This is a genomic window from Roseimicrobium gellanilyticum (assembly GCF_003315205.1).
GTDB classification, from domain to species: Bacteria; Verrucomicrobiota; Verrucomicrobiia; order Verrucomicrobiales; family Verrucomicrobiaceae; genus Roseimicrobium; species Roseimicrobium gellanilyticum.
The window spans coordinates 437,555-455,711 of record NZ_QNRR01000004.1; the positions used below are offsets into that span (position 1 = coordinate 437,555).

At 60.8% G+C, this 18,157-nt stretch carries 20 protein-coding genes; 9 read left to right on the forward strand and 11 right to left on the reverse strand.

Annotated features, from left to right (window positions below; translation table 11 throughout):
- Positions 1 to 49 precede the first annotated feature (49 nt).
- The 3 genes from DES53_RS14255 to DES53_RS14265 are packed head-to-tail and all read right to left on the reverse strand — an operon-like array spanning position 50 to position 931.
- Positions 50 to 346 (reverse strand): hypothetical protein, encoded by a 297-nt coding sequence (locus tag DES53_RS14255; protein ID WP_113958933.1) that lies wholly within the window; start codon positions 344 to 346, stop codon positions 50 to 52.
- A complete protein-coding gene (locus tag DES53_RS14260) occupies positions 343 to 675 on the reverse strand; it encodes a hypothetical protein (protein WP_113958934.1) in 333 nt (110 codons plus the stop codon). Before DES53_RS14260 ends, DES53_RS14255 begins: the two co-directional genes overlap by 4 nt.
- A 25-nt stretch (positions 676 to 700) precedes the next feature.
- Positions 701 to 931 (reverse strand): hypothetical protein, encoded by a 231-nt coding sequence (locus DES53_RS14265; RefSeq protein ID WP_113958935.1) that lies wholly within the window; start codon positions 929 to 931, stop codon positions 701 to 703.
- Between the two features lie 276 nt (positions 932 to 1,207).
- Here DES53_RS14265 and DES53_RS14270 point away from each other — a divergent pair, with 276 nt between their 5' ends.
- On the forward strand, positions 1,208 to 3,493 hold the full coding sequence (locus DES53_RS14270; protein WP_170157114.1) for a DUF1549 domain-containing protein: 2,286 nt from the start codon (positions 1,208 to 1,210) through the stop codon (positions 3,491 to 3,493).
- A 183-nt stretch (positions 3,494 to 3,676) separates the two neighbouring features.
- Here DES53_RS14270 and DES53_RS14275 read toward each other — a convergent pair whose 3' ends face one another.
- The 3 genes from DES53_RS14275 to lepB form a co-directional block, all read right to left on the reverse strand.
- Positions 3,677 to 4,189 carry a hypothetical protein gene (locus DES53_RS14275; protein WP_113958937.1) on the reverse strand — a complete coding sequence of 171 codons (513 nt, stop codon included), beginning with the start codon at positions 4,187 to 4,189 and terminating at the stop codon, positions 3,677 to 3,679.
- Positions 4,190 to 4,499: 310 nt separating this feature from the next.
- Positions 4,500 to 5,552 (reverse strand): hypothetical protein, encoded by a 1,053-nt coding sequence (locus DES53_RS14280; protein WP_113958938.1) that lies wholly within the window; start codon positions 5,550 to 5,552, stop codon positions 4,500 to 4,502.
- Positions 5,553 to 5,848: 296 nt separating this feature from the next.
- Positions 5,849 to 6,526 carry a signal peptidase I gene (lepB, locus tag DES53_RS14285; protein WP_113958939.1) on the reverse strand — a complete coding sequence of 226 codons (678 nt, stop codon included), beginning with the start codon at positions 6,524 to 6,526 and terminating at the stop codon, positions 5,849 to 5,851.
- A 272-nt stretch (positions 6,527 to 6,798) separates the two neighbouring features.
- Between lepB and DES53_RS14290 the strand changes: the two genes are divergently transcribed.
- The gene (locus tag DES53_RS14290) at positions 6,799 to 7,473 is read left to right on the forward strand and encodes a L,D-transpeptidase family protein (protein WP_113958940.1); all 675 of its coding nucleotides are present in this window, start codon (positions 6,799 to 6,801) and stop codon (positions 7,471 to 7,473) included.
- A 13-nt stretch (positions 7,474 to 7,486) separates the two neighbouring features.
- Positions 7,487 to 7,813 carry a rhodanese-like domain-containing protein gene (locus tag DES53_RS14295; protein ID WP_113958941.1) on the forward strand — a complete coding sequence of 109 codons (327 nt, stop codon included), beginning with the start codon at positions 7,487 to 7,489 and terminating at the stop codon, positions 7,811 to 7,813.
- Between the two features lie 1,112 nt (positions 7,814 to 8,925).
- Here DES53_RS14295 and DES53_RS14300 read toward each other — a convergent pair.
- Positions 8,926 to 9,969, reverse strand: a complete 1,044-nt coding sequence (locus DES53_RS14300; protein WP_113958942.1) for a hypothetical protein — start codon at positions 9,967 to 9,969, stop codon at positions 8,926 to 8,928.
- A gap of 177 nt (positions 9,970 to 10,146) precedes the next feature.
- Between DES53_RS14300 and DES53_RS14305 the strand changes: the two genes are divergently transcribed.
- A complete protein-coding gene (locus tag DES53_RS14305; protein WP_113958943.1) occupies positions 10,147 to 11,364 on the forward strand; it encodes an endo-1,4-beta-xylanase in 1,218 nt (405 codons plus the stop codon).
- Between the two features lie 144 nt (positions 11,365 to 11,508).
- On the opposite strand, the gene DES53_RS14310 is transcribed toward DES53_RS14305, so the two are convergent.
- The 3 genes from DES53_RS14310 to DES53_RS14320 form a co-directional block, all read right to left on the reverse strand.
- Positions 11,509 to 11,814 (reverse strand): carboxymuconolactone decarboxylase family protein, encoded by a 306-nt coding sequence (locus DES53_RS14310; protein ID WP_113958944.1) that lies wholly within the window; start codon positions 11,812 to 11,814, stop codon positions 11,509 to 11,511.
- A 49-nt stretch (positions 11,815 to 11,863) separates the two neighbouring features.
- Positions 11,864 to 12,733, reverse strand: coding sequence for a class I SAM-dependent methyltransferase (locus DES53_RS14315; protein WP_113958945.1), 870 nt, complete (start codon positions 12,731 to 12,733; stop codon positions 11,864 to 11,866).
- A gap of 351 nt (positions 12,734 to 13,084) precedes the next feature.
- Positions 13,085 to 13,996, reverse strand: coding sequence for a helix-turn-helix transcriptional regulator (locus tag DES53_RS14320; RefSeq protein WP_170157115.1), 912 nt, complete (start codon positions 13,994 to 13,996; stop codon positions 13,085 to 13,087).
- A 241-nt stretch (positions 13,997 to 14,237) separates the two neighbouring features.
- On the opposite strand from DES53_RS14320, the gene DES53_RS33010 reads away from it, so the two are divergent.
- Positions 14,238 to 14,801 (forward strand): hypothetical protein, encoded by a 564-nt coding sequence (locus DES53_RS33010; protein ID WP_170157116.1) that lies wholly within the window; start codon positions 14,238 to 14,240, stop codon positions 14,799 to 14,801.
- Here DES53_RS33010 and DES53_RS14335 read toward each other — a convergent pair.
- Positions 14,767 to 15,354, reverse strand: coding sequence for a hypothetical protein (locus DES53_RS14335; RefSeq protein ID WP_147263411.1), 588 nt, complete (start codon positions 15,352 to 15,354; stop codon positions 14,767 to 14,769). The two genes, DES53_RS33010 and DES53_RS14335, sit on opposite strands and share 35 nt — an antisense overlap.
- Before the next feature lie 139 nt (positions 15,355 to 15,493).
- Here DES53_RS14335 and DES53_RS14340 point away from each other — a divergent pair, with 139 nt between their 5' ends.
- From DES53_RS14340 to DES53_RS14355, 4 genes are all read left to right on the forward strand, one after another.
- Positions 15,494 to 15,862: a hypothetical protein gene (locus tag DES53_RS14340; protein WP_113958950.1), complete on the forward strand. Its 369-nt coding sequence runs from the start codon at positions 15,494 to 15,496 to the stop codon at positions 15,860 to 15,862.
- A gap of 70 nt (positions 15,863 to 15,932) precedes the next feature.
- Positions 15,933 to 16,835, forward strand: a complete 903-nt coding sequence (locus tag DES53_RS14345) for an ATP-grasp domain-containing protein (protein WP_113958951.1) — start codon at positions 15,933 to 15,935, stop codon at positions 16,833 to 16,835.
- Positions 16,836 to 16,847: 12 nt separating this feature from the next.
- Positions 16,848 to 17,324: a hypothetical protein gene (locus DES53_RS14350; protein ID WP_113958952.1), complete on the forward strand. Its 477-nt coding sequence runs from the start codon at positions 16,848 to 16,850 to the stop codon at positions 17,322 to 17,324.
- Positions 17,325 to 17,424: 100 nt separating this feature from the next.
- Complete coding sequence (locus DES53_RS14355) at positions 17,425 to 17,889, forward strand: GyrI-like domain-containing protein (protein ID WP_113958953.1); 465 nt, start codon at positions 17,425 to 17,427, stop codon at positions 17,887 to 17,889.
- Positions 17,890 to 18,157 lie beyond the last annotated feature (268 nt).

Here is an 18,157-nt window from a genome sequence, read left to right on the forward strand (position 1 = left end):
TCCGCATGAGGCTGACGTTCCACCTCACCTCACCTCTGCTCACCTCATATCAGGGTCTCCCATTCACCAGTCCCTCCCACCAGTACACATACTCCAGCATCACTCCGCTCACGGGGGATTCGTTGTAGAGCCAGAGACCGGGTTTCCCGTACCACACGACCACAGGGGAGGGGAGCTGGTCCTCAGGACGGTACTTCTCCGCCAGCACGAGGATGGGCGGCAGCGTCACCACATACAGCATCAGTGCCGCCAGAAAAATCAGCACCACCGTCCCGCCCGTCGTGCGGGCGTGTGAAGGAGGCCGTGCGTTCTCGCGCGAAGACTCGTCAGTCTGATGCTCACTCATGGGACCGGATCGTAGGGGGTGGGCAATCCCGTCGTCTTCAGGTACCACGTGTGGTAGCGCTGTGTCAGCGGCCACTCATGGATCCAGCTGTAGGGCTTGAAATACCATTTCATCAAGGCCGAGTCATCCACCGCTGGATGGGACACGGCATAGTCCACCACCGCCGGCAGTGTGAGGAAATACAACACCGGCACGGCGAGCAGGCCGAGCGTCCAGCCCAGCCACGGAGAGGCAGCACGCGTCTTCACCTCGTCGTTGGAGCTTTCATCATTCATGCGGCCCTGTCGTGGGTAAGTGGGGGCATGCCCGGTTCCATCGTGCTGCTTCATGCTGGAGTGTGCAAGCAACTCATGCTTACTCCAGCATGGACCGCCACCACGCGCCATACTGGTTCAGGGGATGGGCCGGCGGTGTTTTGTCCATCATCCAGAAAAAGGGACGCGCATAGACATTCAGCCATGCCGGAGGCCGCCGTGGCGTTCCCGGTGATGGGGTATACGAAGGAGGCATCACGGTGAAGAAGATAAGCGGAAACGTCAGCACATACAGCAGCGGCACGGCGACCAGTGCGAGAGTCCAGCTCATCCAGCGGGATGGGTGTCTGCTCAGGAGAGTCGTCGTTATTCATCGGCTGCGGCAGCGTTCCCGCTTCTGGCCATGCACTACTCCTTCACCGGGTGAAAAGCCCATCTGGAAACTTGAAGAGCGCGACCATGTGGATTTCGAGCATCTCGGAAAGAAGCTCTGGGGTCGCCATGACATGGCATGGTAACGCCCCTGGCCCCAGCGGCAAGTCGCAAGATTCCCTCGGCAAAACTCGTATGCATAGCAGAGGCCCACACCTGTGACGACCGACCCGACATGAAGCTCACCCCTGCCGCCACTCTCCTTGCGTCCCTCGTCCTCACGCTCCCGGCCATCGCCGCGGACTCTGCCTCTGCTGCACTCCCAGCCATGTCGCCGTCGAAGACTCCCGTCGACCCTCGCTATCCCACTGCCGCCGCCGTCCAGATCAACAACCTCCTCATCACCCACTGGCAGAAGAACAACGTCACGGTGAATCCACCCGCGAGTGAGGAGACTTACCTGCGCCGCGTGTATCTTGATATTATCGGCCGCATTCCCACGCTGCAGGAGGCGCGCGCCTATCTTGAGGATACCAGGCCGCTCCTGGAGAAGCGTGGGGAGCTCATAGATGAACTCCTGGCCAGCGAAGGGCACGCGCTGCATATGTACGCCTTTTGGGCAGACATCCTGCGTGTGCAGTCCAATGCGAATGGCGGCCAGGGGAACATGACCTCCAGGCCCTACGTCGAGCACATCAAGAAACGCATCCGCGAGAACCAGCCGTACGACAAGTTTGTTCACGAACTCCTCACCGCCCAGGGCAAGGTCTGGCACAATCCTGCCATTGGCTACTACATGCGCGACCTCGGCATGCCCTTGGAGAATCTCGCCAGCACCTCACGCATCTTCCTCGGTACCCGCATCGAGTGCGCGCAGTGCCATAACGATCCCTTCGACAAGACGACGCAGATGCAGTTCTACCAGATGGCGGCCTTCACCTACCCGCTGGAGACAAACTTCACCGGCATCTCCGCTGAGGACGAGGTGAACAAGATGAAGCGCGCCGCGGAGAAGAAGCCTGACCAGGCTGCGCAGGCACGCTGGCTCGGCATCATCTCGGAGAACCTCGGCGACTTCGTCCGCTACAGCAAGGTGCAGGCCTTGCCGGAGAAGCGCCAGCTGAAGCTCCCGCACGACTACCAGTACTCCGACGCGAAGCCCAAGGATCGCATCACTCCGCTGACCATGATGGGCGAGCAGGTCACCTGCGACCCGCAGAAGGCAGACTCCGTGAAAGCCTTCGCCGACTGGCTCACGTCTCCGCAGAATCCGCGCTTTACCACCGTCATCGCAAACCGCCTGTGGAAGAAAGTATTCGGTCGCGGCCTCATCGAGCCGGTGGATGAGATGATGGACAGCACCGTCGCCACGGACCCGGTGCTCATGCAGCATCTCGAGAAGCTGATGCGCGACTTGCGCTACGACACCCGCGCCTTTCTCGCCGTGCTCTACCGCACGGATGCGTATCAGCGTGCCGCCTCCCACGCCGAGCTGCAGCCTGGGGAGGCCTATCACTTTACCGGCCCGCTCCTGCGCCGCATGACCGCCGAGCAGATCTGGGATTCCTTCATCACCCTCATCCATCCCAATCCCGACCTGCCTCGCCGCCATGGCATTGATGCGGAGATGGCTTCACGCATCCTCTACAAGGGGAAGCTCAGTGATGCGCTTGACCTTCTCGATGCGCAGGAAGTTTTCGACGGCTCCATGAAAGCCGCACTCGCTTACGAAGCCAGTGCGCAGGAGTCCAAGGGGTTGAAGGACAAGTTCACCGCCGCGCAGAAGGCCAAGGACAAGCCCCTCATGGAGAAGCTCAATGTGGAAATCCGCATGCTCAGCTTCACCTCACGCACAGGCATCCATGAGAACGTCGTCGTCCCTGCCGTTGCCCGTCTCTACACCAAGAAGACCGGGCAGCCCGCGCCCGCGCCCATCCCTGTGCGTACGCCCACGCTCAAGGAGCTGCAAAACGCTGGCCAGCAGCGCGACTACATCCCCGTACCCGGTTATGATCTCGACCCTGCCATCGCGCGTGAAGAACAAAGGGCTGCTGGGACTCGCGATGGCCTCTTCCGTGCGGAAGCACGGCGCTACGGCATCGACCCCCGGGAGTGGGATGCCTACATCGCCACCCGTCGTCGCCATGCCATGGAGTGGAAGCGCGCTGCCGAGCTGGACTCTCCCGCACCGCGCGGCCACTTCCTCCGCGAGTTCGGCCAGAGCGACCGCGACATGATAGAGAACTCGAGCTCGGATGCCGCCATCGCCCAGGCCCTCGTCCTCATGAACAGCAGCCTCTTTGAGGAAATCACCAAACGCTACACCCAGCTCGGCCTCAATCTCGCCACCACGCAATATCCGGAGGACCAGGTGGACATCATCTACCAGACCCTCCTTACTCGCAAACCCACCACCACCGAGAAGGCTGCCTGGGAAAAGGCGAAAGCGCGAGGCTTGGATAAACCCGAAGACCTCATCTACGCGCTTATCAATACGCAGCAGTTTATCTTCGTGCAGTAGTGGGCCAGAGTAGATTTTGACAATTCAAAGGAGCGCGGCCTTTTCAGGTCGCAGGGTGGCGAGGTGAGGCGAGTTTTGGATTCTTCTGCACTCATATATATCCGCATTGTCTTGCGGGTAGCCACCCCTCGGGTTGAAAGACCGCGCTCCATTCGTTGATTTGCGTGTATAACGTGGGGGACACTACTTTCCGTCCTTGTCCGCGTCGCCGGGGATGGCGCGCTCCACACGGTCCCAGGCATCGCGCGAGGCGCGTTTCGCCTTGTCCCAGCCGAGGCGGGACTTGCCTTTCCGCTCCTCCCACATTCTAGCGAAATCGGATTCGCCTTCGTCGAAGTTCTTGTACTTCTGCGAACCGTAGGCCTCATAGCCCTGACGGTAGGCGGGCTCGTAGTCTTCGTAGGTCATGTTTGCGTCCGCATAGTCGCGCTGGTTCCAGTTCTCCCTCCAGTACGCCTCCTCCACGGTGGGGTTGATACCTTCCGCGGCACCCTTACCCACGAGTCCTCCGACCACGGCACCTACGGCTGCGCCGACAGCCATGCCCACGGGGCCTCCCGGGATGCCTGCTGCTGCACCGGCCACGCCGCCGCTGGCTGCGCCTACTCCCGTACCTACGGGATGCGCCCCAGGAGCACCGCTGATGGGATCTTCGTTGCGGGCGTCGGCCCGTGCCTTTTCGCGTTCTGTTTTCATGGAGTCAAATAGTAGGGGGTGTGAATCGATCGCTTTGTCTGCGAACACGCAAGCCTATTGAGGCTTGCTCGTGTGAGGCAGCAGTGGCGATTGCTGGCATTGCATCGCCGCCGCACATGTCCATGGGCGTGTTTATGGCATGGCACATGCAGCTTTTTGAAACTGCGACCTTTGGACTCGTGCAAGATGTCGCTCTGGAGTTTGCAGCTGATGCAAAGCCACCCTCGCATCGGGTGCACTGCATGGTGCTCCAATGAGCCATGCCTGGCTCTCCAGCTTTGCGTTTCAACTCAAAAGAGTGTTTCGCCACTTACCTCTTCACAAACCGCAACCACACCGGTGCGTTCGCGAAATCACCATCACCCGCAAACGCTCCTGCGTTCCAGCCGAAGTTCCGCGCGTCTTCTGGAAGGATGTCCGGCATCACATTCGCCACGAAGCGTGCGGGCTGCCCTGTCGCTGAAGACTCCTGCACCATCGCCACGAACTCATCGGACATCAGTCCTGTCGCAAACACCAGCACCGGTCCTGCATCCGTATGCATCGCCACGCCGGTGCCGCGCACGTTGCCACGGAACTCCTTCACGCCGCTCGCCACGGTGCCATGCACGCGCAGGCGCTTCTCGCCAAAGCTCGCTGGGTCTGAAATCGCCGCGCTGAACTGCGCCGTATCCAGCAGCGGTGTGTTCTTCTCTTCCTGGCGCTGCTCATACGCGATGATGCCGATCACCAGCGAGGCAATCGCGAGGTACAAGCCCCATAGATTCAACACCGGCTGCCAGCAGATGCGCCACTCCAGCGCGGACTTCTTCTCCTCGCTCGCATTTTCCGCGAGATGCTGAAATAGCGCCGCCTTCCCACGCTTGAGCACAAACCAGCTGAGCAGCCGCAGCAGGGGAAGGGGAAGCCACAGCGCCACTGCGGAGCGCAGCATCAGCACTTGGTGATTCGCATGGCAGGGCTCGTTCCATGCCATCACCATCAGGACTGCAGGCCCCAGTACCGCGAGCACATCCACGAGGATGTAGGAGGGGTGGGTGGTGAGATACGCATAGCGCATCTTTGCCCGTGTCTGTGCCGCGATGGCGCCGTCGCCCTGGTGCACCGGAGTCCATTCCTCAACTCGCAGCTTCGGCCACAGGATGTCCCGCACGAGGCACCGGAACATCCACAATCCCACCACCAGCACCAGCCAATAGTGCCACGTGATGGGCTCCAGATTTGGCGCACACCCACGTACGCCGAGGCGGTCCAGCACCTTCGCCACAAAGGCGCCCGTCGCCATGATCGCGATGAATACTGTCACCATCAGCTTGAGCAGGCTCGGCAGACGACGGACGAAGCGGTTGAGCGCGCGAAGCATGAGGGGGAGGAGCCTGGTCAGCGGTGAGTACCGCAGTTGAAACGCAAAGCAGCGAGGCAGCAAAGAGATTCAGGACAATTTGATGCCATATGAGCGTGGGATGAATCGGTGCGACGACAGCGCGCAGCAAGCTTGGTATTCTAACGCTTGTGTTCTTTGCGCTCTTTTGCGGCCATTCCCTCAGGACCTGCCGGGACATGGTTGCCTTTGTTCTCATACACCATCACCCACCACATCACGCGTCCCCGCCATCTGGCCCTCCCAACCAATGAGCCTTCACCCCTCACTCCCACTTCTCAATGCCGCCGCATCCTCGGCGGTGGCCACACGCAGCTCTCCACCCTGCCGCGCAGCGCCTTCAGTGGCGCCGGTCCCCAGAAACGGCTGTCGTAACTGTTCTTCGTATTGTCCCCCAGCACATACACAGAGTCCGGCGGCACGGTAAAGGTGGCGCCCTCGTGCGTGAGACCGCCGCCCGGCACAGCATAGGTCACATAGCTCAGTCCCTCCAGCGCCGGAGGCACGGAGCCATTCACCGTCAGCTTCCCGCCCACAATGGCAATCGTGTCCCCGGGAAGCCCTACCGCGCGCTCGAGGAAAATGGTGCTCTTCCCGTCCCGCGTTTCAATCGCCGGGACATCGCCGGTATTCAGAATCACCAGATCCCCGTGGGTCGGCAGGGTCCCACTCCGATACGCGCGCAGGTTCACATACACATAGTCACCCTTCGTCACCGTCGGTTCCATGGTATTGACGGACGCCTCAAAAATCCTCGAGCCGATGCCTACGGGCAGCACCGTCATCACAAGCCACGCGCCCAGGGCCACCAGCAGAGCGACCACCCCCAGCAACCCTCCTTTGAGCCAGGGGGATGTCCTTTTTCCTTTTGCGACCGACCCGCCCCGGGCATGGCCGCCACGGCTCAAGGCAGGGGAGGGTGGAGTGGGGGATGGTAGCGGAGATGGCTCGCGCATGATTGGATGACGTCAGGAGGCTGCCCCAGCACAGCATGTTTGCCGCAGGATGGGTAGCGAAATGCACGGCTGGGCCAGCTTGCGTCTCTGCCCCCTTCATCATTCACCACGTGCCTCCGCCAACTCTCATTCGAAAAAAATCTCCTGCAGCAGGCAACCACGGATCACCCCACTTTCTCCCACGCTCCGCTCCGCCGCTCCGAAGGTGGACAACCCCGCAGTGGTGCATCATACTGGCACGCCCCCAAAACCTTTTACCCCTTTCCCTACGCATGCCGCTGTCGCTGCTCACGCCTGTGTTTCGTCGTGTCCGTTCTCTCATCACCCATGGCCATGCGTGCAGGGCTGCGCTCGGCGTTTGCGCCTCGCTGCTGCTGACGAACTGCGCAGACGTCTACTACTACGGACCCGCCGGCGCTGTGTCTGGTCGCACGGTGTACCTTGAGGGCTACGACCCCGGCGACAGCCGCTACGCAGGCCAGCCCACCGATACGAACTCCTGGTGGCGCGGCGATGGCGTTCCGGGAAATCCCCACATCGTCATCTCCCTCGGCCAGCAGCAGGCGTTCTTCTACAAGAGCGGCAAACTCGTCGGCGTCTCCTCCCTCTCCACCGGGGATGTGGACCATCCCACACCCACCGGGAAGTTCACCATCTCGCAGAAGAACCAGTGGCACCAGTCCAGCCAGTACGGCGATTACGTGGACTACAGTGGCAACGTCGTGGCATCGAACATCGATCGCAACGTCGATCCGCAGCCGCCCGGTACCAAGTATGATGGAGCAAACATGCATTATTTCATGCGCTTCACCCGCGGCATCGGCATGCACGCCGGGTACCTTCCCGGCTATCCCGCCAGTCACGGCTGCGTGCGCATGCCGGTTGACATGGCGCAGGCATTTTTTCGCAATGTGACTGTTGGCACGCCGGTGGAAGTGCGCTACTAAAGCGCCCTCCTAAATGGAAATTTCCCCAGAAGAACTTCACGAGCTGATGCAGCGCCCCGGTCCGCGCGCCTTCCGGCTCATCGACGTGCGCGAAGAAGACGAGTTCCGCCACTGCAAGCTGGACTGGGCCGAACTCATCCCCCTGAACACGCTGCCCCAGCAGGCCCCCGCGCGCCTGCTGGATCTGGACCGCCCCATCGTGGTCTATTGCCACCATGGCGTCCGCTCCCACCACGCCGCCGAGTGGCTCCGCAGTGTCGGCTACAAGACCGTCTTCAACCTCACCGGCGGCATCGACGCCTGGTCTGACCGCGTGGACGGCCGCGTGCCGAAGTACTGAGGGGTGGGGAAGCGCAGGGAGGGAAGGAAAAGGGGTGTCAGGCAAACTTCCCCTCTCCGTCTTCGCTTCTGCTCCTCAAGTCTGAAATCTGAAATCTGAAATTCTTCAGGGAAGCCCGGAGGCCCTTCGTCCACCCGCGTCCTCCCTCGCCACCTGCACGGGCCTGACGTTCCACCTGACAGGAGATTGAAAAACGCAAAGCAGCAAAGCAACGAAGCAGCAAAGAGTCGATGGAGAAACCAAGGAGAAACCCAGGACGTTAGGCCTCCGGCCTGACAGCGTGTCCCATGTCACCTGTCACATCACCCGACGAGCTGGAGACGTGGCGGGGATTCTGCACGTGATGGGTTCCCCGCTCCTGCCCAAAGCGGTGCTTCGCACGCGCACTCCAAGGCGCTTCGCGCAAGGTGGCACCTGGGCATGATCTTTCACGGTGCAGAGGGCTGAAGATGTCACGAGACGTTTCTCAAGGTCGAGGGAGTGGTGGGCATAGCGAATCATGTACCTCGGCCCGCTTTCATCAGGCATGAGGAAGGAGCGCTTTGCGTCGTGGAGTGTGACGTGCCGAGCCCCGCCTTGCGCAGGTGCGTCTGATTAAGAAACCGTGGTGGATGAACAGGGGAATGGGGTATTGCGCACCACCTCAACGTACCAGGTCGCTTTGCGTCCTGGAGTGCGCGTGGCATAGGCCTCCCTTGAGGCCGCGACACCGCTTTGAACGGAGGAATCGCGTCCTGATCTCCTGGATGGATTCATTGGAACCCAGCATCCGGAGCTTCCCGGTGGGAGAGTATCTTGAGCATTGGATCGTGATACCTCCCCGCGGTGCTCATCCTCTCCGTTCAAAGCGGTGTCGCGCTAACGCTTGCCACGCGCACTCCACGACGCAAAGCGGTCCTTCCGCGTGCCACGTGAAAGCGAACCGAGATCATGGTTTGATGTGCCCGCAGATTTTTCTCTTAACCTGGCGCACATGCGCGCTGCGGGACGCGCCTCCCTACCGGATCTTTAAAAGCAGAGACTTTCTTCGGCGCAAGAACAGCCAGGGTGAAGCACCCCATACGACACACCGGTCCTGCATCTCTTCCACACGAGCATCCTTTTCCCCCTGCCTACCGCCGCACCTTGATCGCCGTGGAGGGGTCGCCTGCGCCTTGGCCCACGCTTTGCCCCATCGGTCCGAGCGTGGGACTGGTCTTGCCCTTGGCCAGCGCTTCGCGCACGGAGAGCGGCTTCTCACCGGTGTCTGCGGTGCCCGGAGTGCCCATGCCTACACTGCCCCCACTGCCCACGGATTCCATCTTGGGACCGCCCACTTTCATCTCCAGTTTTTCGCGATTCATCGACGCGATCACCACTCCATCATCTTTCAGCAGGAGTTCGCCTGCCTTTTGCCCAATCTTGCTGTGGTCACGCACATGGGTGATTCCCGCTTTGGCCAAGTCCCCCTGTAGCTTGGCCAGATGGCTCCGGTTACCCGTTTCCGTGGAGATGCCCGGCATCAGGACCACCTGGAGACGGCCCGGCTCCAGCTCTGGATCCACGGCCTTCATCGCCTCCAGCGCGTCTTCGATGGTAGGTATCCCCGAGCCATCATACACATGCATCATGGCGCCCACGTTGGTCTCCGGATCGAACAAGCACACACCCGTGCAGGTCGCCAGGTCGGCAGTGCGCAGCGCCTGGCCCTTCTCGAGTTTCGCCGCGACGACTTTCCCCATGTCAGCATAGCCCACGACTGCAGACGTGCCCTCGGCGCGATCCAGGACCGTCGGCAGCCTCAATTCCATTGCGCCCTTGTCCATGCGCTCGGCCTCTTCGTGGTGCCTTGCTTCTTCCAGCTCCGACGCCGTCGACATGTCCGTCTCAACTTCGAAGGACACCGCGTGTTCTTCCCGCAGCCGTTTCCCGGCATCCTTCACGCATTGGGCCACTCCCTTGAGCCATCCCTCTACATTCTTCGGCTGGTCGGTCAGGACGGTGTCCCCCCACTCTCTCAACTCAGAGAGGACGAGTTCATTCATGCGCGCCTCCTTGGAGGGAGTCAGCTCCATCTCGCCGATGAGCGTCTCGATGTGGCCCATCACCCGTGTCACCACCGTGGATTTCTCATCCAGATTGAGGGCCGATGCGATTTCTTCGGGTTCCAGAGGCATCTCTCACCGTAAAAAATGTTCGATGGCGTTGCAAATTGAAACTCCAATTGAAACTCCGATTGAAGTGGAGTGCTCGTGGCAAGTGTGAGTGCGACACCGCCTTGAACGGAGGAACGGCGTCCCGATGTTTTGGCAGGATTTCAACAATCTTTGGCGGGGCGTAACCAGACATGGTTCATGGATGCACCCATCATGAAGGGCGTGTGCTTCGTGTTCGCATGGAGCGCCGCCGTGTTGTTCAGAGCGGAGGCGCCCACGCGTGTTGGAGTCCATGACAGCCTGACTATCTTTATGCGCTTCGGACTCACCTTCCTCCCGCTCGTCCTCATGCATCTTCATCTGGCGCAGCCCATGAGCCACGGTGCAGACACGCTCAAAGAAGCCTCGCCCTTCCCCATGGGCGTGGGCATTCGTGATCGCGTCTTTGAGCTTCCGGGGGATTGGCCACTGCTCACCGCGCACTACGAATACGTCACTCCGGAGAATGACATGAAGCCCGTGGCCGTGCAGCCGCAGCCGGGACAGTGGCGGTTCGAGACCGCAGACCGCTTTGTCGACTTCGCGCTCTCCAAGAAACTCAAGGTCGTGGGCCATTGCCTCGTCTGGGCCAAGGACGATCGCACCCCTCCGTGGTTCGCCACGGATGGGGACAAGCCCGCCTCGCGTGAAGTGCTGCTCGCACGCATGAAGACCCACATCGACACCGTCGTGGGCCGCTACCGGGGAAAAATCGCCATGTGGGACGTGGTGAATGAAGCGCTGGATGACGGAAGCGCGTATCTGCGTGACTCCTCATGGAGCCGCGCGTGTGGTGAGGAATTCATCGCCAAAGCGTTTGTCTATGCGCATGCCGCCGACCCGGACGCCTTGCTCATCTACAACGACTACAACAACGAACTGGACGGCAAGTTCGAGAAGATGGTGCGGTTGATTGAGTCCCTGCATGCTCAGCAGGTGCCGATGCATGCCATCGGCCTCCAGGGCCACTACGAACTGGATATGGTACCCTTCGAGGCTCTGGAGCGAACCCTTGCCGCGATGCAGAGGATGGGGATGAAAGTGGTCGTGTCCGAACTCGACATCGATGTCATCCCCCGTGGTCGCTGGTGGGCGAACAACGGAGCCGAGCGCGCCACCCTCTCAAAGTACGACCCCTACAAGGACGGTTGCCCGCCCGAGATTCTCCAGCGTCAGGCGGAGCAATACGCGCGCCTCTTCCAGCTTTTCAGGAAGTACTCAGATACCATCCTGCGCATCTCCTTCTGGAACCTGCATGACGGCCAGAGCTGGCTGAATGACTTCCCCTGGAAGCGTGCAAATCATCCTCTGCTCTTCGATCGTGAGAAGAAACCCAAGCCTGCCTATCATGCCGTGATGAGAGAACTCAAGCCATGAGTTCTGAAGCTTGAGGCCTGACCCACCGGGTGTCCTTCGTTTTGACCCCACAGCAGTCAGGCACTCTTCCGTGAGCTACGTTCACTCCTCCCGGAATCGGAGTGAACGCAGTCCAGTGTTCATCTCACTTTGCTGCCCTCACCACTACGCATCCAGCGCATGGGTCGCATGCGTGATCGCGCCACCGGCTCTCAGCGCGGCGGCCACGATGGTCGCCTCCGTCAGCTCCGCTTCGGTCGCGCCGGCCCGCTTGGCATTGCCGCTGTGTATTTCGATGCAGTAGGGGCACTGTGTCGTCACGGCTACGGCCACGGCGATGAGCTCCTTGTACTTCACCGGGATCTCGCCCTCGGCCACGGCGAGCTTGTCGAAGGCCCAGAAGGCCTTCATCGCCTCCGGAGCGAGTTCTTCCATCTTCTTGATCCTGGTCAGATTCTTTTGCTGATACATATGTGTGAGTTCGTCTATGGTTCTTAGTTCATGATTCTTGACCGGTGGCTCAGACCTTCGTCGCCACCACCTCCAGATACTCAGCGGCGATCTCCGTACAGCCGGGGTCCACGGCGATGTTGTACTTCGTGTGCAGGTCCACCAGGTCCTTGCGTAGAGCATCCTGACCAGACGCCGTCAGCGACTCAAAGGCCTTCAGCGTCGGACCGTAGTACTTGCGGAAATACTCCACTGTCTCCGCAGGCGGGAAGGGATAACGCATGCAGCCTATCTGGCGTGTGATGCGCACATCCGTGAAGCCCTGGCGCAGGCGCTGCTGCACCATGTCTTCCTTGCCCCATTCCATGGGGGAGGGCACGCCTGCGGGCGGCGGCGGCACATGCGTCTTGAATACGCCGAACATCTTTCCGATGAAGCCCTCGGGTGTCCAGTTCGCCAGGGCGATTTGGCCACCGGGGCGTGTTACACGACGCAATTCCGCCGTCGCCTTTGCGGGTTGCGGCGTGAACATCACGCCAAACATGCTCACGGTGAGATCGAAGCTGCTCTCACGGAAAGGCAGCGCCTCCGCATCCGCTTCTTCGAAGAGGATGCGCAGCCCCGCCTGGGCCGCGCGGCTGCGCGCCTGGTCCAGCAGATTCGCCGCGATGTCGATGCCATGCACCAGGCAGCCATTCCCCGCCGCGATGACCGCGAGGTTCCCCGTGCCGCACGCTACGTCCAGCACGCGAGCGCCGCGTTGCATGGGCTGCCGCGACATGAAGTCCTCCGCGAAGTTCTCAATGACGCGGGCGATTTCACCGAAGTCTCCGGATTCCCAGGTTGCCTTCTGTTTGACCTTGATGAGGCCGAGGTCCGGCAGCGCCGGTGCAGTGTTGGGGGGGGTCTGTTGGTTCTGGCTGGGTGCGAGTGTTTGCATACTTGTTCTGGTTTGTCTAACCATGGCAAGATACCCAAACACCCCTCCGTCTGCTTGGCCGTGCGGCCCAGTCTTTTGACTGTGGAGTTCAGACAGGGCCTGCGCCTCGCAAAGTAGCTACGGCTTCAGCCGTATGTGTCGGGCTGCAGCGTCACTGATTCGACTGAAGTCGAAGCTACTTTGCATACTGCATCTTCGCTGGGAGTGGTGATGGCCCCTCAGCTTCTGTCTCCGAAGTTCCTCTGCGTCTCTGTGGCTCTGTGTTGAACCCACTGAACATGACCACACCCATCCATCCCGGAACCAACCCTCACGCTTAACCTCGTGCTCATCCCTCCACCATCCTTCTCCTCACTCCTTCACCTCGACATCCTTCTCCTGCCGGTAGGAGAGGGGTGGCACGCCGAAACGCTCCTTGAACACACGGCTGAAGTGCGACACATGCTCGAATCCGCTCTCCAGCGCCACCTCCGTGATGTTCATCCTCGAGTGGCGCAACAAATTTGCCGCGTGATCCAGTCGACGCTGTAGCAGCCATTTTCCCGGCGATTCCTGGAACTCCTCATGGAAGTCACGCTTGAAGGAGGAAAGGCTGCGATGGCACAGCTTCGCATACTCCTCCATGGAGAGATTGTAGCGGAAGTTCGCCTCCATAATCTCGCTGATGCCAGGTGCATCACTCGCAGCGACCCGGCAGAAATATGCCGCCAGCTCCGCGTTCGTACCGCTGGTCAGCACACTCATCACCAGTTCCTTCAGCTTCAGCCGCACGAGAGGTTCTGGAGGTTTCTCCATGGCGACCAGGTAAGTGCGCATGGACTGGAAGAGGGCCGCCAGCGCCACATCGCTCTCCACACGCAGCGCCACCTTGGTCGGCGCGCAGTTCTTGGTGCCGAGGTTCAGGCTTTCAACCACCTCGCGCACCGTGCTGCGCATGAGCGTGTCGGGGATGAAAACCATCAGCATGCACACATCGACCTCGAAGTGCTGCTCCGCCACCGTCGCGCCTTTCTTGAAAAAGACCGTCTCACCGGGATGCACCGTCCACACACCATCTGGCGTATGCCAGGTCTTTTTCCCCGTCACCACATGGACAAAGTAATCCTTCTCCGTCCAGTTCGGCAGCATCTTCAGGTCCGTGCCGCAGGTGTACTCGGCAAAGAGGAAATCACCGATCACGAGCTTGCTGTAGCTCGGGTTGTCACGCACCGCATCGTAGAGATTGAGCATGCTGGAATCCCGGCTGAGGGCAGGGAAGGCCAAGACCATACATGCGCCGGAGGAACTCGCACGGAGAACTTCCTTAGGCACGCCAGCTCCTTCCTACGCTTTCTGAAGTGCCGCAGCCGGCTCCCCCCTCACGAAGGGAAGCACCCGCTCGTCCAGGAGCGCCACCTCACCTCACCTCGCCGCACCGTCTCCATGGACGATCTTACCCCTGAGTCCGCTCTGTCACGAACTTCCCGTTTGACGCCCTGCTTTGTGCACGCGACCGTCGCAAACCATGGACAAGGATACGTGGGCCTTGAAACTCGGCAAACTGGCCACCGAAGCCAAGGAGCGACGCTCTGCTGCTGCGGCCGCCATGAACCGCACAGGTTCCCAGGGGGAAACCGTCCGTCAGACCCGCGCCCGCATGCAGGCGGAGGAGGCACGCCTGCAGGAGGAAGAGGCACGCCTGCAGGAGGAAGAGGCACGCCTGCAGGAGGAAGAGGCGCGTCGCCAGGACGCCATCCACAATCGCGCTTTGGAGAACGGCAATGCCCTCGAGTCTCTTCCAGAGAATCCCATGCTCCATGAGCACGAGCATCTGGACTCCGAAATGGCCGGCCTGCAGGCGCAGATTGGAGCGCTCGAAAGCGAAAGATCCAAGTTACAGGCAGAGAATAGCGAACTCGTGCGCGATGTGTTGAACTTGCGGGCCAAGGTGGAGGGACTGGAGACCATCGTCACCTCCCTCCGGGATGAGCTCGCCTTGCTGCGCTCGCAATCCCAAGGCCAGTCCAATCTGCGGAAGGCGGCGACGCACCACGTCACTCAGCAGATGCACCGTAAAAGATCGAAGTGACCTTTCCCTTCGTGAAGTGGAACTGGAGCCCGCCGTACACCGTGCCGGCGATGAAGACGCTCCCCGCCTTGCTCATCTCCTTGTCCTCATAGCTGCCGTACACCGCGCGCACCTCCGCCTCCGTGCTGCCCAGGCCGATGCCCTTCGCCGTCTTCTTGGCCGCATCCCACGGGGCTTGCGCGGTGAACATGAGCACGCGCTTGCTGCCACCTTTTTTCTCAGAGACCATCTCTGCCACGATGCCGGACTTCGGCCAGGACCACTGCTGCACGTATTCGCCCAGCGCCTCCCATTCGATGTCCTTGCCCATCTTCTCCGGCTTGCCCAGCAGCGCCGTGATGTCCTTCGCGCTCATCTCCAGCTTCAGCCCGCCGAGCGAGTCCTCATTCATCAGCTTGAACCCACGCTCCGCAGGGTCCTGCGACGCCTCCTGAGCGGGCAGGGGAGTCGTGGTCATGGTGAGCATGGCCGAGGCGAGAAGTGCTGCCGCGCCGAGCATGCTCGCACTCTTGCTCGTGAAATAGCTCCGGGACGTTGCCTTCATCTCAGTCATGGGAAAGTTCATAGATGGTACAGCATTCATGTCAGAAGTGGAGGGGTTGTGACAGGAGAGAGCAGTGGGAATGCTGCCCGCTGGACAAACCAGCACAGGTGAGGCATTTTTGCGACTTCGCATTCGGTGAGGTATCGGCATGGCTATTCCCAGAAAAGGTTCCAGAGGCATCAAGGTGGACGGTGTGTCCTATCGCTGGCGCATCCGGCGCAAGCCTTCGTATGAGCAGGAGTGTTTTAGTGATACGTTTTCAGTCGGTGTGGAGTGGGCGGATCCTCGTTCGCGCTCTGTGCTGGTGTTGGAATCTGCCTACGCCCGATTGGACAGCATCATGGGCATGCGTCCGAGCTCCGAGCCGATCACGCCGCAGATCATTGCCAGCTCGATTCGTGCTGCCCTGTCCAAAGGCTGGCAGCCGGGAGTGAAGGGCTCCGCCTTCAAGCATCCGCTGCTCGCAGGTCCCATTGATCCAGAGTGGCGTGGATTTCGAAGTTGCTCCGGCACATGATTTCCAAGATCGGGGAAAGTCCTTGGCGATCTCGTGAAGGGCAGCCGCCTCCATTCCATACTCTCTCCGCATGCTCGTCCTCAGCGAAGCCTCACCCCAGCTCCCACCCTCTGCCAGCGCCTCGGACATCCAGCGCTCCACGGAGGCAGCGCAGCTCGCGGGATGCAAGGTGTATCATATCCCACAGGATTTGCCGGAGGGTGTATCAGCCGAGGACGCGCTCTGGCACATCCCCATGCAGGAGCAGAAGACGGCGGCCATCTGGATTGGCTACATCCCACTGCCCTCCCACTATGAGGCCATCCACGCTGCGGCGCTCGCGAAGAACATCCGCATCATCAATGCACCGGCCGAATTCCGCCGCGCCGAGGAGTTTGACCGTTTCTACCCGCGGCTCGCCGAGATCACGGCTCGGAGCGCCGTGGCAGACTCCATCGAGACTTGTGAAGCGGCCGCCGTGCAGATTGGTTACCCCGTCTTTGTAAAAGGCACCATCCAATCCCTGAAGTCGAAGGGGGTGGACGCTTGCGTGGCGCACGATGCCGCCCAGCTCCGCGACATCGCGGGGCGCATCCTGCAGAGTTATCGTCGCTCCCTGGGGAAAGTGATTGTCCGCGAGCTCGTCTCCCTGCGCCACAGCCGCACGGGTCCGGGAGGCTTTCCTCTCGGCCGCGAGTACCGTGTATTCGTGCTACAGGGTGAGGTCGTGGGGCTTGGGTACTACTGGGAGGGAGACGATGAACTGGCTGCGCTTCATGAGGATGAAACCCGGCTCATCTCGTCCCTCGCGTGTGAAGCTGCCAGAAGGGTGGATGTGCCCTACCTTACCGTGGATATCGGGCAGCGTGATAACGGCGACTGGCTGGTGATTGAAGTCGGAGATGCCCAGTTCTCCGGACTGAGTCAGGTGTCCATTCATGCCCTGTGGCACAGGTTGGCTTTTTCATTGTCGTCTGGTGAGGCGCTGGCGTAAATTTACCGCGCCATGAAACACCTCCTCGCTTTCTCCCTTCTCCTCCTCTCCTCTGCCACCCTCTTTGCGGAGTGGAAAATCGATGCTCCCGTGGACAAGGTCGAAGGCCCACTCAAAGGTGAAATCTACGGGGCGCCCTTCACCTTGGGAAAAGCGGAATGGTCCAACCTGACGTTGCGCATTGAGTCTGCTGACAAGCAGGGGAACTGGCCGGTGTCGAGCCTCGTGATCTTCGTCAAGCCGGGCGAGAAAAAGGAGTGGGTCATCACCCCGGACACGGAGAAGAATCCACACGTGCACATGAAGTTCGCCAAGAAGGGAGCGAAGTTTCCGGGCACGCTGACGTACACCGGCGAGTACTCCATGCGCCTGACCGTGCTCAGCGAGACCGCAGACAGCGCCAGGCTCGCCATCCACATCTCCCTGCCGGACTACAAGAAGTCGCATCTCATCGGGGAATTCGAGGCGAAGATGGTGAAGAAACAATGATGACGGCGGGGAACTCCGAAAAGTAGGGACAGATGTCCTGCGCGTGGCGGTGTGATCGTCATGGGTTTGAGCAAAGGAATCAACCCATCCCCACACCGCCATGATCGAATCTCCCCAAATCATCCAGACCAGTGCCCAGCTCGCCGCCATCATCCCCATTACCGTTCCGCGTGACCAGATTGGCGAGGCCATGATGCCCGGCCTCACCGAAATCATGACCGCCGTGAAGGCACAGGGCATCGGCCCTGCCGGCGCGTGGTTCACGCATCACCTCCGCATCGAGCCGGAGATCTTTGACTTCGAAATCTGCGTGCCTGTGACCGCTCCCGTGAAGCCCGTGGGCCGCGTCATCCCCGGCATCTGGCCATCCATGCGAGTCATCCGCACCGTCTACCATGGTCCCTACGAAGGCATGGGCGACGCCTGGGGCGAGTTCGAAGCGTGGATCGAAACTCAAGGTCTTAAAGGCACCCAGGACCTCTGGGAGCGCTACCTCGTCGGACCCGAAGTCGGCCCGGATGGGGGCCTGTATCGCACGGAGCTGAATAGGCCGCTGGCGGAGTAGTCGGCCAGCTATACCCGGTGTGGGGCGGTGCGTCGGCACCCTGCAAAGTAGCCTCGACTTCAGTCGAATCAGTCGCGTTGCAGCCGAGCACATACGGCTGAAGCCGTAGCTACTTTGAGCTGCAGCCGCCGCGGCATTTCACCACCATTGCAGAGGAGCGGAGCCCCCGTTCAAGGAGCGGCACTAGCTTAGTGCCGGTGGTGGCGCTGGCGGGTGCGGAGCCGCAGGTGACGCATGGCATCGTCCATAGGTCTCGCAATCCTCTGGC

Excerpts from the sequence above, each read along its gene's own strand:
- DES53_RS14255 (WP_113958933.1), bottom strand. The coding sequence starts at position 346 with ATGAGTGAGCATCAGACTGACGAGTCTTCGCGCGAGAACGCACGGCCT.
- DES53_RS14260 (WP_113958934.1), bottom strand. The coding sequence starts at position 675 with ATGAAGCAGCACGATGGAACCGGGCATGCCCCCACTTACCCACGACAG.
- DES53_RS14265 (WP_113958935.1), bottom strand. The coding sequence starts at position 931 with ATGAGCTGGACTCTCGCACTGGTCGCCGTGCCGCTGCTGTATGTGCTG.
- DES53_RS14270 (WP_170157114.1), top strand. The coding sequence starts at position 1,208 with ATGAAGCTCACCCCTGCCGCCACTCTCCTTGCGTCCCTCGTCCTCACG.
- DES53_RS14275 (WP_113958937.1), bottom strand. The coding sequence starts at position 4,189 with ATGAAAACAGAACGCGAAAAGGCACGGGCCGACGCCCGCAACGAAGAT.
- DES53_RS14280 (WP_113958938.1), bottom strand. The coding sequence starts at position 5,552 with ATGCTTCGCGCGCTCAACCGCTTCGTCCGTCGTCTGCCGAGCCTGCTC.
- lepB (WP_113958939.1), bottom strand. The coding sequence starts at position 6,526 with ATGCGCGAGCCATCTCCGCTACCATCCCCCACTCCACCCTCCCCTGCC.
- DES53_RS14290 (WP_113958940.1), top strand. The coding sequence starts at position 6,799 with ATGCCGCTGTCGCTGCTCACGCCTGTGTTTCGTCGTGTCCGTTCTCTC.
- DES53_RS14295 (WP_113958941.1), top strand. The coding sequence starts at position 7,487 with ATGGAAATTTCCCCAGAAGAACTTCACGAGCTGATGCAGCGCCCCGGT.
- DES53_RS14300 (WP_113958942.1), bottom strand. The coding sequence starts at position 9,969 with ATGCCTCTGGAACCCGAAGAAATCGCATCGGCCCTCAATCTGGATGAG.
- DES53_RS14305 (WP_113958943.1), top strand. The coding sequence starts at position 10,147 with ATGGATGCACCCATCATGAAGGGCGTGTGCTTCGTGTTCGCATGGAGC.
- DES53_RS14310 (WP_113958944.1), bottom strand. The coding sequence starts at position 11,814 with ATGTATCAGCAAAAGAATCTGACCAGGATCAAGAAGATGGAAGAACTC.
- DES53_RS14315 (WP_113958945.1), bottom strand. The coding sequence starts at position 12,733 with ATGCAAACACTCGCACCCAGCCAGAACCAACAGACCCCCCCCAACACT.
- DES53_RS33010 (WP_170157116.1), top strand. The coding sequence starts at position 14,238 with ATGGACAAGGATACGTGGGCCTTGAAACTCGGCAAACTGGCCACCGAA.
- DES53_RS14335 (WP_147263411.1), bottom strand. The coding sequence starts at position 15,354 with ATGACTGAGATGAAGGCAACGTCCCGGAGCTATTTCACGAGCAAGAGT.
- DES53_RS14340 (WP_113958950.1), top strand. The coding sequence starts at position 15,494 with ATGGCTATTCCCAGAAAAGGTTCCAGAGGCATCAAGGTGGACGGTGTG.
- DES53_RS14345 (WP_113958951.1), top strand. The coding sequence starts at position 15,933 with ATGCTCGTCCTCAGCGAAGCCTCACCCCAGCTCCCACCCTCTGCCAGC.
- DES53_RS14350 (WP_113958952.1), top strand. The coding sequence starts at position 16,848 with ATGAAACACCTCCTCGCTTTCTCCCTTCTCCTCCTCTCCTCTGCCACC.
- DES53_RS14355 (WP_113958953.1), top strand. The coding sequence starts at position 17,425 with ATGATCGAATCTCCCCAAATCATCCAGACCAGTGCCCAGCTCGCCGCC.